We start from the raw sequence: 16411 nt of genomic DNA on the forward strand, positions 1-16411 counted from the left end.
AACAGTTTGGAAGTGTACTGGCACAGTTTGCACAATAGTCGACATTACAGTGGCACGCGACGAAAAACTGTACGGCTGCGCCAGGATAATCCCGACCATCGAGAACCGGCCTCACGTCGGCCGGACACAAAAAACCCGGCGTCTGACGAGGCCGGGTCGATTGAGCGGTTGGGGAGACTAGCGTGCCGCACCCAATTGGCCGCTCTCATCGGAGAACACGATCTCCACCCGACGATTCTGCGCGCGCCCGCGCTCGGACGCATTGGCCTCCACCGGATACTCGTCGCCATAGCCCTGGACTTCGATGCGTTTCTCGTTGATCCCCAGATCAACCAGTACATCGGCCACGGCCTGGGCGCGATCGCGAGACAGCTTCAGATTGTCCTCATGACCGCCGGTGCTGTCGGTGTAACCCTCGATCCGGATCACCCGCTTGGGGTTGAGCTGCAGAAACTGCACCAGCTTGAGCACGGTACGGTTGGCCGAAGGCTTCAGGTCCGCCTCGCCCGTATCGAACAACACATCGCCCAGGGTCATCACCAGACCGCGATCACTTTGCGTGGTCGCCAGGCTGATGATCTGCTCCTCAAGCCATTTGCCTTGCTGCTGAACGCTGAGCAACTTGGACTCGCGCAACGCCAGTTGCAGACGCTGACGCTCCAGTTCGAGCTTGGCCGCACGCTCCTGGTTCATCGCCATCTCGGTGTTTTCCCGGGCGATTTCGCTGTAGCGCTGGCTCAAGTAGGCGTAATGCACCACATCATCACCACTGCCCCAATAGCTGGACAGGCGATCAGCGCGGGCCAGGGATTCGCCGGCCCGTATCACGTCCTTGGGCGCGATACGCAGCACATTGGCATCTTCCCTGACGGTCTGAAAATCATTGGCTGCCTGTTGCAGTGCCGCTTCGCTGCTCTGCTGGCTGGCGCACCCGTAGAGGCTGCTGCAAGCGAGTAGCAACGCAAGGCTGGCCAATCGGCTGGAGGCGTTCATTGAACATCTCCCAACTGCTTGCGCAAACGCGTGATCCGGGTGTTCAGCACATTCAATTCTTCCTGGCTCTTCTCGGTCAGCACACGCGCCGCTGCCAATCGGGCATCCAGCTCGGCTTGTTCGGCCTGGCGGCGCGCATCGCGATAGGATCGGCTGTTCATTTTGCGCTGGGCCTTGGCGAGCTTGTCTTCGGCCAGTTTCAATTCAGGCACCTGATCGGCGCTCGCCCCCACAGCCCGGGCCTGCTCCACGGCTTGCTCGGTCAGGCGCAATTGTTCGGTCGGTACTGGATCGGCCGCACAACCTGCCAGGGCGACCAGGCTCACGGCCACGAATAGAGGTCGAATACTCACTAAATATCCCTACTGTTTTGGGGCACTTGGGGCTTGCTGAAGCTGTGCCTTCCAGCGCTCCAGATTGCGTTGCAGAACGGCTTCGGACAGGCCGGACGCGGGCAATTCTGTCATCTTTTTGGCCAACTGTCCGCGCAACCAGGGATCATTGCAGGCGGAGTTGTGGGAGAGCGCGAGAAACAGCCCCGGCTCGTCGACCGGTTGGCTGTGCACCAGCAAGTCGTCGGCCATGCCCAGGGTCTGGGCCATGGCCATGCCGGAATAGCGCCCCGCCAAAATGTACTCGACCTCGCCCAGCAGTAGCTTCTGGAAGGCCTCGGTCAGAGTCGGCGCCGGATGCAGCGTCAGTTGCGCCTTGGCATAGGCCTGGAAAGGCTGGGTCAGGCGTGCCTTGGCCGACACCCCGCCGACATGCCCATGCAGGTCCGCCACACCGTTGTAGACCAGGCTCGAATCCTTGCGGGTCCAGACCAAGTAGTCATTGCGCACCAACGGCGGGTGAATGTAGTCCAGCGACTCCAGTTCACTGAGCGTCAGGGGCGCATCGACCAACATATCCATGCGTCCGGCACGCACCTCGTCGAGCGCCTGGGAGCGCTTGCCGGCATAGAGCAACTCGACCTTGAGCCCCAGTTCCTGCGCCACCTGCTGCAGCAGGTCGGCGCTGGCACCGATCAGGTGCTTGGGGTCCTGGGGGTCCTGCCAGAGATAAGGCGGGGCATCCGGGCTGCCGGTGACCACCAGACGCTCGCACTTGCCAGCGGCCAGCCCCAGCGCAGGCAAGACCGACAGGCCCAGCAGCAAAAACAGGCCTCTCAAGCGACGCAGTTCCATGGCACACCTCTTCACTTAAAACCAAAGACAATAAAAAACCCGGCCATCCCGAGCCGCGGCGATCGCGCTGACACACCGTAGTGCCCATCGCGTTCCACGGCCCGGAATGACCGGGCTCTTTATAAGTGAAGCGTCTGGATTAAACCAGCTTCTCCAACTCAGGGATGGCTTCGAACAAGTCTGCGACCAGGCCGTAATCGGCCACCTGGAAGATCGGCGCTTCTTCGTCCTTGTTGATCGCAACGATCACCTTGGAGTCCTTCATGCCGGCCAGGTGCTGGATCGCGCCGGAGATACCGACGGCGATGTACAGCTGTGGTGCGACGATCTTGCCGGTTTGACCGACCTGCATGTCGTTCGGCACGAAACCGGCGTCGACTGCAGCGCGGGAAGCGCCGACTGCCGCGCCCAGCTTGTCGGCCAGTGCGTACAGGTGCTTGAAGTTGTCACCGTTCTGCATGCCACGGCCGCCGGAAACGACGATCTTGGCAGCGGTCAGCTCAGGGCGATCGGACTTGGCAAGCTCTTCGCCAACGAAGGACGATTTGCCTGCATCGTGCGCAGCACCAACGGCTTCAACAGCCGCGGAACCACCTTCAGCTGCAACCGGGTCGAAACCGGTGGCACGCACGGTGATCACTTTCACGGCCGCCGACGACTGCACGGTAGCGATGGCGTTACCGGCATAGATCGGACGCTTGAAGGTGTCAGCGCTTTCAACCGAGATGATCTCGGAAATCTGGTCAACGTCCAGCTGCGCGGCAACGCGTGGCAGGATGTTTTTGCCGTTGGAAGTCGCGGCAGCCAAGATATGGCTGTAGCCCTTGCCCAACTCGGCGACCAGCGGAGCGACGTTTTCCGGCAGTTGGTGTGCGTAGGCGCCGTTGTCGGCCACCAGCACTTTAGCCACGCCAGCGATTTTCGCGGCGGCTTCAGCCACGGCGCCTACGCCTTGGCCGGCAACCAGCACGTGAATGTCGCCACCGATTTTCGCGGCAGCCGCCACGGTGTTCAGCGTGGCCGGCGCAACGGCCTTGTTATCGTGTTCGGCGATTACCAAGATAGTCATGATCAGATTACCTTCGCTTCGTTTTTCAGTTTCTCGACCAGTTCAGCCACCGACTTGACCTTGATGCCAGCGCTGCGTGCCGCCGGCGCTTCGACTTTCAGGGTCTTGTTGGTGGAGGCGGTGGAAACGCCCAAAGCGTCTGGAGTCAGCACTTCAAGAGGCTTCTTCTTGGCTTTCATGATGTTTGGCAGGGACGCATAACGCGGCTCGTTCAAACGCAGGTCGGTGGTGACGATGGCAGGCAGGCTCAGGGAGACTGTTTGCGCGCCGCCGTCGATTTCGCGGGTCACGGCCACTTTGTCGCCGCTGACTTCGACTTTCGAGGCGAAAGTGCCCTGACCGTAACCGCTCAGCGCAGCCAGCATCTGGCCGGTCTGGTTGTTGTCACTGTCGATGGCCTGTTTGCCCAGGATCACCAGTTGAGGCTGTTCCTTGTCGACCACGGCCTTGAGCAGCTTGGCCACGGCTAGGGAGTTCAGTTCGTCAGCGGATTCGACGAGGATGGCGCGATCGGCACCCAGAGCCAGCGCGGTGCGCAGTTGCTCTTGAGCCGTGGTCGGACCGATGGAGACGACGACGATCTCAGTCGCTACGCCTTTCTCTTTCAGGCGGACGGCTTCTTCCACTGCGATTTCGCAGAAAGGGTTCATCGACATCTTGACGTTGGCGAGGTCGACGCCGGAGTTGTCCGCCTTGACGCGAACCTTGACGTTATAGTCGACCACTCGTTTGACAGCTACAAGAACCTTCATGGATTCCTCGTTACTCTCCGGTGAAAAGAAAGTCGCCTAGGCGAACCTGGCGGTTGATGCTCATCGGCGCTCAAGGGCACCTCCAAAAACGCCGGCACTGCCACAGTGCGCAAACGATTCGCCGGTAACGACCGTCGGTCAGGCGTGACCCGCGGGTCATTCATCCCTTCGACGTGTAAACTTCGCGCCCAAGCGGCCTATCGCCTTGCTTGTACTGCCCTTGCCCGGTCTTTCGAGGTGCTCTTGGAACCCACAGTCAGCCTACGGCGAGCGCAAAACCGACCGTATCTTGACCGGATCGCCTTTTCTGGTCAATACGGCAAAACGGCCAGTTTTAAGCCGCGCTTCTTTGATTTACCTGGCTTGCGGGAAATTCAAACAAACGTTTGTATTGGACGCTGATAGTGGTGTAGATATAATGCGCCGCCAAGAGAGAACGATGGCTGTTTCACGATCCCGTCCATCTGGACGTAGCGATAGCGAAGCCGATCACCAAAACTCCAAAATTAGAAAAACCTGTTGAGCCTTGAGTAGGAGAGAGTCTGTGGAACGCGAATATATGGAATTCGACGTGGTTATCGTCGGTGCCGGCCCCGCAGGTCTGTCCGCCGCTTGCCGCCTGAAGCAGAAAGCCGCCGAGGCTGGCCAGGAAATCAGCGTTTGCGTTGTCGAAAAAGGCTCCGAAGTCGGCGCCCACATCCTGTCCGGCGCCGTATTCGAGCCTCGCGCTCTGAACGAACTGTTCCCGGACTGGAAAGAACTCGGCGCGCCACTGCACACCGAAGTCAAACGCGACGATATCTACGTACTGCGCAACGGCGAAAGCGCAATCAAGGTACCCGACCTGTTTGTCCCCAAGACCATGCACAACCATGGCAACTACATCATTTCCCTGGGCAATCTGTGCCGCTGGCTGGCCCAGCAGGCCGAGAACCTGGGCGTGGAAATCTACCCGGGCTTCGCCGCCCAGGAAGCCCTGTTCGATGAGAACGGCGTGGTCCGAGGCATCGTTACCGGTGATCTGGGCGTCGACCGTGAAGGCCATCCCAAGGAAGGCCTCTATACCCCCGGCATGGAACTGCGCGGCAAATACACGCTGTTCGCCGAGGGCTGCCGTGGCCATATCGGCAAGCAACTGATCAAACGCTTTGACCTCGACAGCGACGCGGATGCCCAGCACTACGGCATTGGCCTCAAGGAAATCTGGGAAATCGACCCGGCCAAGCACCAACCAGGCCTGGTGGTCCACACCGCCGGCTGGCCGCTGGATATCGTGGGCAACGAGAACACCGGCGGCTCGTTCCTCTATCACCTGGAAAACAACCAGGTGGTGGTCGGCCTCATCGTCGACCTGTCCTATGGCAACACCTACCTGTCGCCGTTCGACGAGTTCCAGCGCCTCAAGCATCACCCGGTCCTCAAGCAATACCTGGAAGGCGGCAAGCGCATCAGCTACGGCGCCCGCGCCCTGGCCAAGGGCGGCCTGAACTCGCTGCCAAAAATGGTCTTCAAGGGCGGCGCCCTGATCGGCTGCGACCTGGGCACCCTTAACGGCGCCAAGATCAAAGGCAGCCACACGGCCATGAAGTCCGGCATGCTCGCCGCCGAAGCGGTGGCGACGGCGCTGTTTGGCGGTTCCGAAGGTGGCGATGAGCTCACTGGCTACGTCGATGCATTCAAATCCAGCTGGCTCCATGAAGAACTGTTCACCAGCCGTAACTTCGGCCCGGCGATGCACAAGTACGGCACCCTGCTGGGCGCAGCTTTCACCTTCGTGGACCAGAATATCTTCGGCGGCAAGCTGCCGTTTACCCTGCACGACACCAAGCCGGACTATGCCTGCCTGAAGCTGGCGGCCGATTGCAAGAAGATCGACTACCCCAAACCCGATGGCAAATTGAGCTTCGACAAGTTGAGCTCGGTGTTTATCTCCGGCACCAACCATGAAGAAGAACAGCCTTGCCACCTGAAGCTGACTGACCCAAGCATTCCGCTGAGCAAGAACCTGCCGCTCTATGACGAGCCTGCGCAGCGCTACTGCCCGGCCGGCGTGTACGAAGTCGTCACCCAGGAAGACGGCGAGAAGCGCTTCCAGATCAACGCGCAGAACTGCGTGCACTGCAAGACCTGCGACATCAAGGACCCGTCCCAGAACATCACCTGGGTCACTCCCGAAGGCGCTGGCGGACCGACTTACCCGAATATGTAAGTCAGATAGAAAGGCTCCCCTCGGGAGCCTTTTTTCATGGGCTGGGCTCAGGCCGGATCAGGACCAGGCCGAAGCCACAGGCAAACCACCTTCTTCGCCCGGGTTACGCTGGAAGTAGCGTTTGTATTCGCGACTGAACTGCGACGTGCTCTGATAGCCGACCCGATGCGCCGCCTGCGCCACGCCCATGCCCTCACCCAGGAGCAGTTGGCGTGCGCGCAGCAGGCGCAGGCGCTTGAGATACTGCACCGGCGACAGCAACGTGCTGCGCTTGAAATGCTCGTGGAAGGTCGAGGCGCTCATATTCGCGCACCCCGCGAGGGTGTCGACATTCAGCGGCTCGGTGTAATGGGCATGCAGGTGGTTTAACGAGAGCGCAATCCGAGCAAATTGCCCTTGCTGTTCGACCAGCGCGCGCAACACATCGGCCTGGGGCCCGCGCAAAGCGGCAAAGAGCAGCTCGCGTATGCGCGCCGCGCCCATGATCTGGCACTCCAGCGGATCGTGCAGACAATGCAGCAGCCGCTCGACACACCCGCGCATCCCATCATCGAGTACCGCCGAGCTCATCGACTCCGGCGTCTGGACCGATGCCGGTCGCCCGGGCATCAGGCCCATGGCCAGAACCAGCTCACCCAGTACCGCCCGGTCAATCCCCACGGCAATTCCCAGCAACGGCCCGGTGGGCGCCGCAAAGGTTTCGCATTCGAACGGCACAGGCATCGCCTGCACCAGATAGTGCCCCGCGCCATATTCCAGGGTACGCGGCCCCAGATAGGCCAGTTTGCTGCCCTGAACAATGATCATCAGGCTCGGTTCGTAGATCTGCGGCCCCCGGGCGACATCGCAGCTGGCCCGCAGCACCTGCACGCCGCGCAGCCCCGTGGGGGCAAATCCATCGCGGGTCGCAAGGGGTTCGAGCAACGCGACCAGCGCGGCATTGGCATCGAGATGACGGGTCAACTGCATGGCAACAACTTCACAAAAAAGGAATGACGGCATCATCGCAGGTTAGCCGCGCATTTCGAGCGCCAACCCGGTGATGCCGGAGGAATAGGCAAAACACACGGAGGATTCGTCATGGTCGCTACGCCCGATGCCGGGGAAAATGACTCGCCTCACCTGTCGTCATCTTTGCGAGGCTTATCACTATGTACACCGCCATCGGCTATGCCGCTCAATCGGCCACCGCCCCCCTCGCCCCCATGACCTTCGAACGACGCACGCCCCGCGCCGACGATGTCGCCATCGACATTCTCTACTGCGGCGTCTGCCACTCCGACATTCACCAGGCCCGCAATGAATGGGGCATTGCTGTTTATCCACTGATGCCCGGGCATGAAATCGTCGGCAAGGTCACCGCCGTCGGCAGCAGCGTCACGCGCTACAAGGTCGGCGACCGGGTCGGCGTCGGCTGCATGGTCGACTCGTGCCGCGAGTGCAAAGCCTGCAAGGCCGACCTTGAACAGTATTGCCTGCAAGGTCCGACGCTGACCTACGCCTCGCCCGATCGAGTCGACGGCAGCAACACCATGGGCGGTTACTCCAACAGCATCGTGGTCAGCGAGCATTTCGTCGTGCGCATTCCCGATGCCCTCGACCTGGCCAGTGCCGCGCCGATTCTCTGCGCCGGCATCACCACCTATGCACCGCTCAAGCACTACGGGATCAAGGCCGGCGACAAGGTCGGGATTCTCGGCATGGGCGGCCTCGGCCATATGGGCATCAAGTTCGCCAAGGCCATGGGCGCCGAAGTCACACTGTTCACTCGCTCGCCAGCCAAGGCAGAGGAAGGCCGCCGCCAGGGCGCCGATCACGTGATCGTCTCCACCGACCCCGAACAGATGAAGGCCGCAGCCAACCACTTCGACTACCTGCTGGACACCATCCCGGTGCAGCACGACCTGAACCCCTACCTGGAAACCCTGAGCTTCGACGGCGTGCATATCCTGGTCGGCCTGATCGAGCCTGTTGAACCGCCCTTGCATGCGGCCAACCTGGTAACCCAGCGTCGGGTGCTGGCCGGCTCGATGATCGGCGGTATGGCGCAGACTCAGGAGGTACTGGATTTCTGTGCCGAACACGGCATCACCTGTGACATCGAAATGCTCGATATCCGCCAGATCAACGAAGCCTTTACCCGGGTCATCCAGGGCGACGTGCGGTATCGCTTCGTGATCGATATGGCCAGCCTCAAGGCCTGACGACAAAGCCCGTGCCTGCCTGGCAGACACGGGCTTTACCACTACCGAGGACGCTGCGCCGCCACCAACAGCAGCATCGGCCGCTCGCGCTCCTCTGCCAGCGCCGGCTGCGCGGCGATCATGGCGTCCGTCGGCCCCCACTCCTCGACGTGTTTGAGCATGAATCCGGCACCGATCAACAGATTGAGCAGGGTTCCCACAGTGCGATGCTGCTTGATCACTCCCTTCGCCAACCAGTCAGTCACCCTGGGGCCCTCCACCTGATAGCTGTCCAGCGGCCAGACCTTGCGCCCATCAGCAGCGATCAACCAACCCGGCTCGACGGGCGCCATGAAGATCGGGTGCTCGATGGAAAACACCAGCCATCCGCCCGGCACCAGAGCCTGATAAGCCTGGCGGAACAGGTGCGCCAAATGCTCGATGTAATGCAGCGTCAGCGAGCTGTACACCAATTCGGCACTGGCGCCAGGCAGTTCCAGATGCTCCAGGTCCGCTCTGACATAGCGAATCGAGGCCGCGTCATTGCTTGACTGTGCCCGCGCCAACATCTTTTGCGAGACATCCAGCCCCAGCACCGAAGACGCGCCCTGCTCTGCCGCCCAGCGACAGAACCAACCGTAGCCGCACCCCAGATCAATCACCCGCGCGCCCTGCAAATCCGGCAACAACGCGCGCAGCGCCGGCCATTCCGGCGCGCCACTGAGGCCATGACGCGAACGCTCCAGCTGACTGTAGCCCTCGAAGAAAGCCGGCGTGTCGTAGATATTCTGTGTCATGTTTCAGTTCCCTACCGGGGCCTTTGAGCGATGGATCAGAGACGCAATCGCCAGCGCCCCTGAAAACGCAGATCGACCACCGCCAGCGGCGCTACATCAATAAAGTTGAACGAGGCTGGACCTGCCTCCAAGGCATGCAGAATCGCTGCACGAATCACAAACGGGTGGCTGACGATAATAAAGTGGCCGTCTTCGCGAAAGCCATCGAGCCAGGCGCCAACCCGGCTGCACAATTGTTGCAGCGATTCTCCGCCATGGGGCGCCGCCTGTGGGTCGTCGAGCCAGGCGGCAAGGCTGTGTTCGGCACTTTCCTGCAGGTCGATCAGGCGCTGGCCCTGCCACTCGCCGAAGTCGTAATCCCCCAATTCGGGAACGATCTCGATACTGCTGCCCAGGGCTTCGGCCGTTTGCCAGGCACGCGCTTCCGGCGCGCTGAGGATGCGCACCGGTTTCTTCAGGCTACTGGCAAGCTCGGCGGCCTTGGCCAGCCCCTTGGGCTCGACCGACTCATCCAGCGGAAACTGCCCCAGGCGCTGAGCCTCGGTACGGGCATGACAAACAAGGCTCAGGCGGGTCGGCATGAAAAAATGTTCTCTGGCGCCAAAAGCGCAGTGGGCAAAATACAGGGCGTGATTTTAAATCACCTGAAGCCCATGACGCACGAAACAAACACACAGAAATAACATCCTGTAGCGACCTGGGCAGCGCACGCGCCTACAATCGGCCTCGTTTTCTTCTGCCGAGGTTATCGACCATGCCTGCTTCACTCTTCCATCGCCTGCTCCGTACCAGCACCCTGCTCCTCTGCCTGGGCACTGCAACAGGCGCCCTCGCCCACGCCCATTTGCAAAGCGCCACGCCCGCTTCCGGCAGCCACGCTGGCCCGACCCAGGAACTGCGACTGGTGTTCAGCGAAGGCGTCGAAGAGAAATTCACCAACGTCGTGTTGCGCCGCGACAATGCCCTGCTCGTCCTCAAGAGCATCGCCACAGCCCCCGGCGACAAGAAAACCTTGATTGTCACACCCGAGCAGCCATTGACCGCCGGCGACTACGTGGTCGAGTGGCAGGCCGTGTCCGTCGACACCCACAAGAGCAGCGGCAACTACTCGTTCAAGGTCATGCCCTGAGCCCATGCACGACGCAATGATTGCTTGTCGCTTCGTCCATTTTTCCGCAGTGCTGTTGCTGTTCGGGGCCTGCCTGTTCAGGCCCCTGTTACTGGGAAGCGCCCCTTTGCCTGGGCTGGACCGTGCACTGCGTAGAGGCCTGCAAGTACTGGCGTGGCTGGGCCTGCTCAGCGCCGTGGCCTGGTTGCTACTGGTCACGGTATCGATGACCGGCAACCCATCGGATGCGCTGGATCCGGCAACGCTGGGCCTGGTGCTGGGCAGCACCTTGTTCGGCCAGGTCTGGAGCTGGCACCTGGGGCTGAGCCTGCTGCTTCTAGGCTGCCTGCTAGGCACGACCAAGCTGGCGCTCAACCTGCCCCTCAGTTTCGCGCTACTGGCCACGCTCGCCCCGATTGGCCACGGAGCAATGCTCGAAGGCGTGAGCGGCCAGTTGCTGATCCTCAATCAAGTGATCCACCTGACCTGTGTCGGGGCTTGGCTTGGCGGCCTGCTGCTACTGCTCTACGTACTGTCGCAGCGCGCCGGAAAGGACCTTGCCGCGCTCCTGCGGCGCTTCAGCACTCTGGGTTATGCACTGGTCGCCGGTATCCTGCTCAGCGGCCTGGTCAATATTCGCATGATGACTGGCACCTACTGGCCCAGTCCGCTATTCGAGGGCTTTGCCTTGATCCTGCTGATCAAGGCCGCCTTGGTGGCGGTCATGTTGCTGCTGGCGCTGTTCAATCTGCTGAGCAGTCGTGCCGGGCGCCTGCCAGTGCTGCGCACCAGCGTGACCTTCGAATGGCTGTTCGGCCTCGCGGCCGTGGCGGCCGTGTCCCTGCTGGGAACCCTGCCCCCCATGCCAGCGCATTGAGCGCAGACTTACTCGCTCGACTCGGCGAAGTGCCTGAGGACGTCACCGTCCATGCGGTAGCGCACCCACTCATCCTGGGGCTGCGCACCGATGGATTTATAGAAGTTGATCGCCGGCTCGTTCCAGTCCAGAACACTCCACTCCAACCGACCGCAGTCATTGGCACAGGCGATGCGGGCCAAGTGGCGCAACAACTTCTTGCCGGCCCCCGTACCTCGCTGCTCGGGCGTGACGTACAGATCTTCCAGGTACAGGCCGTTGCGCCCCAACCAGGTCGAATAGCTGAAGAAGAACACCGCAAAACCCACCGGCTGACCTTCACGCAGGCAAATCAGCCCATGAGCCGTGGCCCCTTCGCTGAACAGGCTGCGCTCGATATCCACCACGCTGGCGATCACTTCATGACGGGCGCGCTCGTACTCGGCCAGTTCGGTGATGAACGCCAGGATCTGTGGCGCATCGCTGGGCCGGGCTTCACGTATTTCAAAAGGCATCAACGCCACTCCGCTTTGGATCAGAAGGCGCCATGCTAAGGCGCGCGGACCGATACGCCTAGCACCGGATCAGGAGAAACAGGGCCGATGGAACGCCGCAGAAGGGCCATCGCGCAAGACGCACCTGGCCTCAAGGCTCCACGCCGATCGCAAAGAACTCGCCGGCGCTCCAGACACCCAGCCACGACTGCCCTGCGATCTGCCGCGGGACGGCCAACTCGACCAGTTGATAAAAGACATTGCGATGGATCAACGCCTCGAGATTGCTGCGCACATGGATATAGGGCGCAGGCTCGCCGGTCAGCGGATCGAGCATCACCCGCAACGGGTGCTCAGGGCCGGCCTCGACCCGCTCCTCGACGTTGGTATTGAAGTACAACACCTGCTGCTCGCCCGCGCCTTCGACATCCAGGGTCACGGCCACAAAAGGCGCATCGTCAACCTTGATGCCGACTTTTTCCACCGGGGTCACCAGAAAGTAATCGTCGCCATCGCGGCGGATGATCGTGGAGAACAGCTTGACCATAGGCTTACGCCCGATGGGCGTGCCCAGGTAGTACCAGGTGCCATCACGGGCGATACGCATATCGATGTCGCCACAGAAATCCGGGTTCCACAAATGCACTGGCGGCAAGCCTTTGCCCGAGCTGGGAATCTGCGCCAACAAATCGTTGGCCTTGCCTGCGCCACTCATAGTGTTCTCCCTGTATGGCTTCAGTCGCTCAGGCCCAGAAGGCTACGGGCGTACTGTGCCAGTGGCGCACCGATCTGGTCCTGCGGCTTGTTGTCGTGGAACGTCAGTAAACCGCCGCGGCTGCGAATGCGTGCGGTGTCGATCAGATATTGGGTACTGGTCTCGATCAACATGATCTGAATCACGCCAGTGTCGATCCCCAAGCGATCGACGGCTTCCTGGTCGAGCCACTCATCACTGTTGCCAATGCGGTCATCGGCCTTGGCAAAACGGGTGTACAGCAGATAATGGGCACCGGCATCACGCGCCTCGCCCATCGCCTGGTTCAAACCGACGGGCGCACGGGCACGGCGGACCATGGGGAAATACTCGACAAAACCGTCGAAGGCTTCTTCAGCCACTACGTTCGGTCGCGGGTAGGCGCCGCCTGGCGGTACAAAGGCGCCCTGGGCAATATAGATAAAGGAATCGGGCTGCAAACGAAACGAGCTGGTCCGACGGGTATCGCTATGATCCAGAATCCCGGCATCGCTCAAATGATAGCGGGCGCCCTCACCCAGATCGCTGACTTTCATGCAGCCACCCAACACCATAAACGTCAGCAGCAAAACCAGGCTACGCATCCTAACCTCCAGTGGCCGGTGACGGAAAACCGGCGAATGCGCCAGGGATGCAGCTTCCGCGCCAGATCAGTCAATCGACGCCGGGAAGCACCTGCGCTTATCAACCGCCAATAATCTTCATGACCGTGGCACCGCCGGAGAAAGCCACGTCCTGTTTGTCACCCAGCGCCTTGACCAACAGTCCCTGCAAGGCCGGTAACGCCTCGTGGCGTGGCTTGTCGAGCAAGTCACCGATGTAGTGGCGATTGCTTGAGGACAGGCAGCCGTGCAACCAGCCCGTGGAAGACAGACGCAGACGCGAACAGGTTCGGCAAAACGGCACGCTTTCATTGGCAATCGCGCCAAAGTAACCCTGCCCGGGGATCTCGTAGCGTATCGCCGTGGCGTCGATCGGCGCCGAGGCCTGCAGGTATTCGTAGCGCGCACCAATCAGATCGAGCAATTGCTGCAGGCTAACGAACTGTTGGAGAAAAGCATTGGGCTCCCGGGCTAGGTGGCCCATGCGCATCAACTCGATAAACCGCAGTTCATAGCCATGCTCAAGGCAATACTCCAGCAACGGCATGACCTGATCGAGGTTCTGCCCGCGCAACGGCACCATATTGACCTTGATTTTCATCCCCGCCGCTTTTGCCTGGCGCATACCGTCCAGCACGGTGGCCAGATCGCCACCCCGGGCAATATCGCGAAAGACCTGCGGGTCGAGTGTATCCAGGGAGACATTCAAACGGCGGATGCCCGCGCCCAGCAATAGCGGCAACTTGCGCGCCAGGAGCTGGCCATTGGTGGTCAGGCTGATATCGTCCAGCCCCATACCGCCAACCGCCGCCATAAAGGCTTCCAGCTTGGGGCTGACCAACGGCTCGCCGCCGGTAATCCGCAGGCGTTCAATCCCGGCCGCCTCGATCAGGTACGCCACCCCACGCGCCATCGCCTCGGCCGACAGCTCATCCTGTGCAGCCACCAGCCGCTTGCCGTTGGGCACGCAGTAAGTACAGGCGTAGTTGCAGGCGGCGGTCAGGCTGATGCGCAGATTGCGAAAACGCCTGCCTTGACGATCAACGATCATGAAGCACTCCGGAGTGGATTATCGAGCCCGATTAAAAGCTGACTTCAAAATCAGTTTTTAGCAAGCCCCACCCCTCAGTATATTCCCGGAGTCAGGCGCCAGGGACCACAAACATGGCGCACTCATGGGTGAATCATTCGACGGCCGGGGGAGTATCGCCGTCGCGCTTGCGCTTGTTGCCCATACGCACGCCGATGTCCATCAGGAACTGGAAGAAGCCTTCCTGATCTTCCAGCACATTACTCCAGAACGGCGAGTGATAGAGCGCCACCGCACCGTGGACCAGCGCCCAGGACGCGCAGTAATGAAAGTAGGGGGGCACGTCTTCTAGCTTGCCTTCACTGATCCGGCCTTTGATCAACAGGGTCAGGCGCTCGAAATTCGAAGCTCGAATCTTGTGCAGCTCCTCGACCATTTCCGGCACCTGATTGCCCTTGACCACCTTTTCTTCAAGACGATCAAACAGCCGATAGCGCTGCGGGTCACGCATGCGGAACTCGAAGTAGGCGCGCGACAGCGCTTCCTTGTCCTTGTCGACATCGGCCGAGTGCAACAACTCGTTGAGGTCGCGCTCGTAGTCGAGCATCAGCCGCAGATAAATCTCGGCCTTGGACTTGAAGTGTTTGTAGATAGTCCCTTTGCCGATGCCGACGGCATCCGCGATCATCTCGACGGTGACGCTATCTTCGCCTTGTTCAAGGAACAGCTTGAGCGCGGTATCGAGAATTTCTTGCTCGCGGCGACGAAACTCACGGACCTTACGAGGTTCTTTTTGCATGAGAAAAGGTCTGTAGGGGCTAAAATCGGAGCCGGGTATTATGCCTAACTTGGGCCAAATTGCACGGAACATCCGAGCCCGTTTTGTTTTCAGCGCCAACGAATAGGGCCACAGCAGTCAGAAATACCTCGCCACCTCGCAATCGCGTCGCCCCAGTGTCGGGCAAACAAGCCGCGTCGATGAGAACACTTCCGAAGCGCCTGTATTCCAAATCTGTTTAAAAAATAGACAGTCGCGACTGGACGCAACGCAATCCTGGCCAATACTTGAGATGTCGGCGCGGCATCTCCCCCAAGTGCCTCGCCGATAAAGGCGCCAACGGACAGCGTGCCTTTGTTTTACTCCTAATGGTCTTAACCCGGATTCACCCCCCAGAACCCGGGTTTTTTTTGCCTGCGATTCAGCGCCTAGCCCCGCCCCGCGACGTGGGCCAGGGGAAACAAACGACAGAAATTCTCCGTGGTCTGCTCGGCGAAGCGCTCGAAAGGCACACCGCGCAACATCGCCAGGTACTCGGCCACTTCACGCACATACTGCGGCAGGTTGGGTTTGCCTCGATAGGGAATCGGCGCCAGGTACGGCGAGTCGGTTTCCACCAGCAGGCGATCGGCCGGTACTTGCCTCGCCACATCGCGCAGCGCATCCGCATTGCGGAAGGTGACAATGCCGGACAACGAGATATAGAACCCCAGGTCCAGCGCTGCCTTGGCCATCTCCCAGTCTTCGGTAAAACAGTGCAGGACGCCGGCATGGGGCAGCTGTGCTTCGCGCAGCAGGGCCAGGGTATCGGCGCGGGCACCCCGGGTATGGACAATAACCGGCTTGGCGGTCTGCGCCGCTGCTTGCAGATGCAGACGGAAAGACGCTTGCTGCAGTTCGGCCGCCTCGGGCTCGTAGTGATAATCCAGGCCCGTCTCGCCGATGGCCACCACCCGCGGGTGCTCCAGCTCAGCCAACAACCAGTCGAGGGCCGGCACGGCGTCGGCCTGTACATCCAGTGGGTGCACCCCCACCGAACAATCGACATCGGCATAACGCTCGGCCAGGCATTTGACCTCAGCGGCATTGTCGACGCTCACGCCAATGCACAGGAAATGCCCGACACCTCGCTGGCGGGCGGCGTCCAGTGCAGCATCCAGGGAGCCGTCGTGGGCGCTCAGGTCAAGGCGATCGAGGTGACAGTGAGAATCTACCAACATGGGAAGCGGCAACTACATGGTGTGGGTGGGACGGTCGGACTTCAGGGCGCCCGCCAGGTGAGTTTCGATTTTACTGCGCGCGGCGTTGTCGTCTTCATTGAACTGCACCCCGATACCGGCGGCACGATTACCCTGCGCTCCGTTGGGTGTGATCCATGTGACCTTGCCGGTCACCGGGAGTTTTTCCGGCTCGTCCATCAGGTTGAGCAGCATGAACACCTCATCACCCAGCCGGTAATGCTTATGGGTGGGGATAAACAGACCGCCATTCTTGATAAAGGGCATATAGGCGGCATAGAGCACGGATTTGTCCTTGATCGTCAGGGACAGGATGCCATTGCGTGGACCTGGGCTGATGGGCTCGTTCATGCAAACTCCC

The 16411-nt window shown here is 60.7% G+C and carries 19 protein-coding genes; 4 read left to right on the forward strand and 15 right to left on the reverse strand.

Annotated features, from left to right (window positions below; genetic code table 11):
* Nucleotides 1–177: 177 nt before the first annotated feature.
* From NPS46_RS00890 to NPS46_RS00910, 5 genes are all read right to left on the reverse strand, one after another.
* Complete coding sequence (locus NPS46_RS00890) at nucleotides 178–993, reverse strand: OmpA family protein (protein ID WP_274104510.1); 816 nt, start codon at nucleotides 991–993, stop codon at nucleotides 178–180.
* Nucleotides 990–1346: a DUF4398 domain-containing protein gene (locus NPS46_RS00895; RefSeq protein ID WP_274104511.1), complete on the reverse strand. Its 357-nt coding sequence runs from the start codon at nucleotides 1344–1346 to the stop codon at nucleotides 990–992. Before NPS46_RS00895 ends, NPS46_RS00890 begins: the two co-directional genes overlap by 4 nt.
* 9 nt (nucleotides 1347–1355) lie before the next feature.
* A complete protein-coding gene (locus tag NPS46_RS00900) occupies nucleotides 1356–2180 on the reverse strand; it encodes a substrate-binding periplasmic protein (protein WP_274104512.1) in 825 nt (274 codons plus the stop codon).
* 139 nt (nucleotides 2181–2319) lie between these two features.
* The gene (locus NPS46_RS00905; protein WP_274104513.1) at nucleotides 2320–3249 is read right to left on the reverse strand and encodes an electron transfer flavoprotein subunit alpha/FixB family protein; all 930 of its coding nucleotides are present in this window, start codon (nucleotides 3247–3249) and stop codon (nucleotides 2320–2322) included.
* Nucleotides 3250–3251: 2 nt separating this feature from the next.
* A complete protein-coding gene (locus NPS46_RS00910; protein ID WP_274104514.1) occupies nucleotides 3252–4001 on the reverse strand; it encodes an electron transfer flavoprotein subunit beta/FixA family protein in 750 nt (249 codons plus the stop codon).
* Between the two features lie 544 nt (nucleotides 4002–4545).
* On the opposite strand from NPS46_RS00910, the gene NPS46_RS00915 reads away from it, so the two are divergent.
* Nucleotides 4546–6210 carry an electron transfer flavoprotein-ubiquinone oxidoreductase gene (locus NPS46_RS00915; protein ID WP_274104515.1) on the forward strand — a complete coding sequence of 555 codons (1665 nt, stop codon included), beginning with the start codon at nucleotides 4546–4548 and terminating at the stop codon, nucleotides 6208–6210.
* Nucleotides 6211–6267: 57 nt separating this feature from the next.
* Here the strand turns inward: NPS46_RS00915 and NPS46_RS00920 are convergent, their stop codons facing one another.
* Nucleotides 6268–7179, reverse strand: a complete 912-nt coding sequence (locus tag NPS46_RS00920) for an AraC family transcriptional regulator (protein ID WP_274104516.1) — start codon at nucleotides 7177–7179, stop codon at nucleotides 6268–6270.
* Nucleotides 7180–7361: 182 nt separating this feature from the next.
* On the opposite strand from NPS46_RS00920, the gene NPS46_RS00925 reads away from it, so the two are divergent.
* Nucleotides 7362–8414: an NAD(P)-dependent alcohol dehydrogenase gene (locus tag NPS46_RS00925; protein WP_274104517.1), complete on the forward strand. Its 1053-nt coding sequence runs from the start codon at nucleotides 7362–7364 to the stop codon at nucleotides 8412–8414.
* 41 nt (nucleotides 8415–8455) lie between these two features.
* Here the strand turns inward: NPS46_RS00925 and NPS46_RS00930 are convergent, their stop codons facing one another.
* A complete protein-coding gene (locus NPS46_RS00930) occupies nucleotides 8456–9190 on the reverse strand; it encodes a class I SAM-dependent methyltransferase (RefSeq protein ID WP_274104518.1) in 735 nt (244 codons plus the stop codon).
* A 35-nt stretch (nucleotides 9191–9225) separates the two neighbouring features.
* On the reverse strand, nucleotides 9226–9771 hold the full coding sequence (locus NPS46_RS00935) for a histidine phosphatase family protein (RefSeq protein WP_274104519.1): 546 nt from the start codon (nucleotides 9769–9771) through the stop codon (nucleotides 9226–9228).
* Between the two features lie 173 nt (nucleotides 9772–9944).
* On the opposite strand from NPS46_RS00935, the gene copC reads away from it, so the two are divergent.
* Both copC and copD read left to right on the forward strand, forming a co-directional pair.
* Nucleotides 9945–10319 carry a copper homeostasis periplasmic binding protein CopC gene (copC, locus tag NPS46_RS00940; RefSeq protein ID WP_274104520.1) on the forward strand — a complete coding sequence of 125 codons (375 nt, stop codon included), beginning with the start codon at nucleotides 9945–9947 and terminating at the stop codon, nucleotides 10317–10319.
* 4 nt (nucleotides 10320–10323) lie between these two features.
* Nucleotides 10324–11175, forward strand: a complete 852-nt coding sequence (copD, locus tag NPS46_RS00945) for a copper homeostasis membrane protein CopD (protein WP_274104521.1) — start codon at nucleotides 10324–10326, stop codon at nucleotides 11173–11175.
* Between the two features lie 8 nt (nucleotides 11176–11183).
* Here the strand turns inward: copD and NPS46_RS00950 are convergent, their stop codons facing one another.
* From NPS46_RS00950 to NPS46_RS00980, 7 genes are all read right to left on the reverse strand, one after another.
* Complete coding sequence (locus NPS46_RS00950; protein ID WP_274104522.1) at nucleotides 11184–11669, reverse strand: GNAT family N-acetyltransferase; 486 nt, start codon at nucleotides 11667–11669, stop codon at nucleotides 11184–11186.
* Between the two features lie 130 nt (nucleotides 11670–11799).
* Nucleotides 11800–12363 carry a DUF1285 domain-containing protein gene (locus NPS46_RS00955; RefSeq protein WP_274104523.1) on the reverse strand — a complete coding sequence of 188 codons (564 nt, stop codon included), beginning with the start codon at nucleotides 12361–12363 and terminating at the stop codon, nucleotides 11800–11802.
* Between the two features lie 20 nt (nucleotides 12364–12383).
* Entirely contained in the window at nucleotides 12384–12986 is a 603-nt protein-coding gene (locus NPS46_RS00960; protein WP_274104524.1) for a DUF4823 domain-containing protein, read from the reverse strand.
* 100 nt (nucleotides 12987–13086) lie between these two features.
* Nucleotides 13087–14055, reverse strand: a complete 969-nt coding sequence (locus tag NPS46_RS00965) for a GTP 3',8-cyclase MoaA (protein WP_274104525.1) — start codon at nucleotides 14053–14055, stop codon at nucleotides 13087–13089.
* 133 nt (nucleotides 14056–14188) lie between these two features.
* Nucleotides 14189–14833, reverse strand: a complete 645-nt coding sequence (locus NPS46_RS00970) for a TetR/AcrR family transcriptional regulator (RefSeq protein ID WP_274104526.1) — start codon at nucleotides 14831–14833, stop codon at nucleotides 14189–14191.
* Nucleotides 14834–15240: 407 nt separating this feature from the next.
* On the reverse strand, nucleotides 15241–16032 hold the full coding sequence (locus tag NPS46_RS00975) for a TatD family hydrolase (protein ID WP_274104527.1): 792 nt from the start codon (nucleotides 16030–16032) through the stop codon (nucleotides 15241–15243).
* A 12-nt stretch (nucleotides 16033–16044) separates the two neighbouring features.
* On the reverse strand, nucleotides 16045–16401 hold the full coding sequence (locus tag NPS46_RS00980) for a PilZ domain-containing protein (protein ID WP_274104528.1): 357 nt from the start codon (nucleotides 16399–16401) through the stop codon (nucleotides 16045–16047).
* Nucleotides 16402–16411 lie beyond the last annotated feature (10 nt).

It is taken from the genome of Pseudomonas putida, assembly GCF_028682395.1.
GTDB classification, from domain to species: domain Bacteria; phylum Pseudomonadota; class Gammaproteobacteria; order Pseudomonadales; family Pseudomonadaceae; genus Aquipseudomonas; species Aquipseudomonas putida_AB.

What these genes read in the sequence shown, in the direction of transcription:
- NPS46_RS00900 (WP_274104512.1), bottom strand. Translation starts at nt 2,180, where the DNA reads ATGGAACTGCGTCGCTTGAGAGGCCTGTTTTTGCTGCTGGGCCTGTCG.
- NPS46_RS00935 (WP_274104519.1), bottom strand. Translation starts at nt 9,771, where the DNA reads ATGCCGACCCGCCTGAGCCTTGTTTGTCATGCCCGTACCGAGGCTCAG.
- NPS46_RS00910 (WP_274104514.1), bottom strand. Translation starts at nt 4,001, where the DNA reads ATGAAGGTTCTTGTAGCTGTCAAACGAGTGGTCGACTATAACGTCAAG.
- NPS46_RS00905 (WP_274104513.1), bottom strand. Translation starts at nt 3,249, where the DNA reads ATGACTATCTTGGTAATCGCCGAACACGATAACAAGGCCGTTGCGCCG.
- NPS46_RS00975 (WP_274104527.1), bottom strand. Translation starts at nt 16,032, where the DNA reads ATGTTGGTAGATTCTCACTGTCACCTCGATCGCCTTGACCTGAGCGCC.
- NPS46_RS00890 (WP_274104510.1), bottom strand. Translation starts at nt 993, where the DNA reads ATGAACGCCTCCAGCCGATTGGCCAGCCTTGCGTTGCTACTCGCTTGC.
- NPS46_RS00925 (WP_274104517.1), top strand. Translation starts at nt 7,362, where the DNA reads ATGTACACCGCCATCGGCTATGCCGCTCAATCGGCCACCGCCCCCCTC.
- NPS46_RS00955 (WP_274104523.1), bottom strand. Translation starts at nt 12,363, where the DNA reads ATGAGTGGCGCAGGCAAGGCCAACGATTTGTTGGCGCAGATTCCCAGC.
- NPS46_RS00980 (WP_274104528.1), bottom strand. Translation starts at nt 16,401, where the DNA reads ATGAACGAGCCCATCAGCCCAGGTCCACGCAATGGCATCCTGTCCCTG.
- NPS46_RS00965 (WP_274104525.1), bottom strand. Translation starts at nt 14,055, where the DNA reads ATGATCGTTGATCGTCAAGGCAGGCGTTTTCGCAATCTGCGCATCAGC.
- NPS46_RS00930 (WP_274104518.1), bottom strand. Translation starts at nt 9,190, where the DNA reads ATGACACAGAATATCTACGACACGCCGGCTTTCTTCGAGGGCTACAGT.
- copD (WP_274104521.1), top strand. Translation starts at nt 10,324, where the DNA reads ATGCACGACGCAATGATTGCTTGTCGCTTCGTCCATTTTTCCGCAGTG.
- NPS46_RS00920 (WP_274104516.1), bottom strand. Translation starts at nt 7,179, where the DNA reads ATGCAGTTGACCCGTCATCTCGATGCCAATGCCGCGCTGGTCGCGTTG.
- copC (WP_274104520.1), top strand. Translation starts at nt 9,945, where the DNA reads ATGCCTGCTTCACTCTTCCATCGCCTGCTCCGTACCAGCACCCTGCTC.
- NPS46_RS00970 (WP_274104526.1), bottom strand. Translation starts at nt 14,833, where the DNA reads ATGCAAAAAGAACCTCGTAAGGTCCGTGAGTTTCGTCGCCGCGAGCAA.
- NPS46_RS00960 (WP_274104524.1), bottom strand. Translation starts at nt 12,986, where the DNA reads ATGCGTAGCCTGGTTTTGCTGCTGACGTTTATGGTGTTGGGTGGCTGC.
- NPS46_RS00950 (WP_274104522.1), bottom strand. Translation starts at nt 11,669, where the DNA reads ATGCCTTTTGAAATACGTGAAGCCCGGCCCAGCGATGCGCCACAGATC.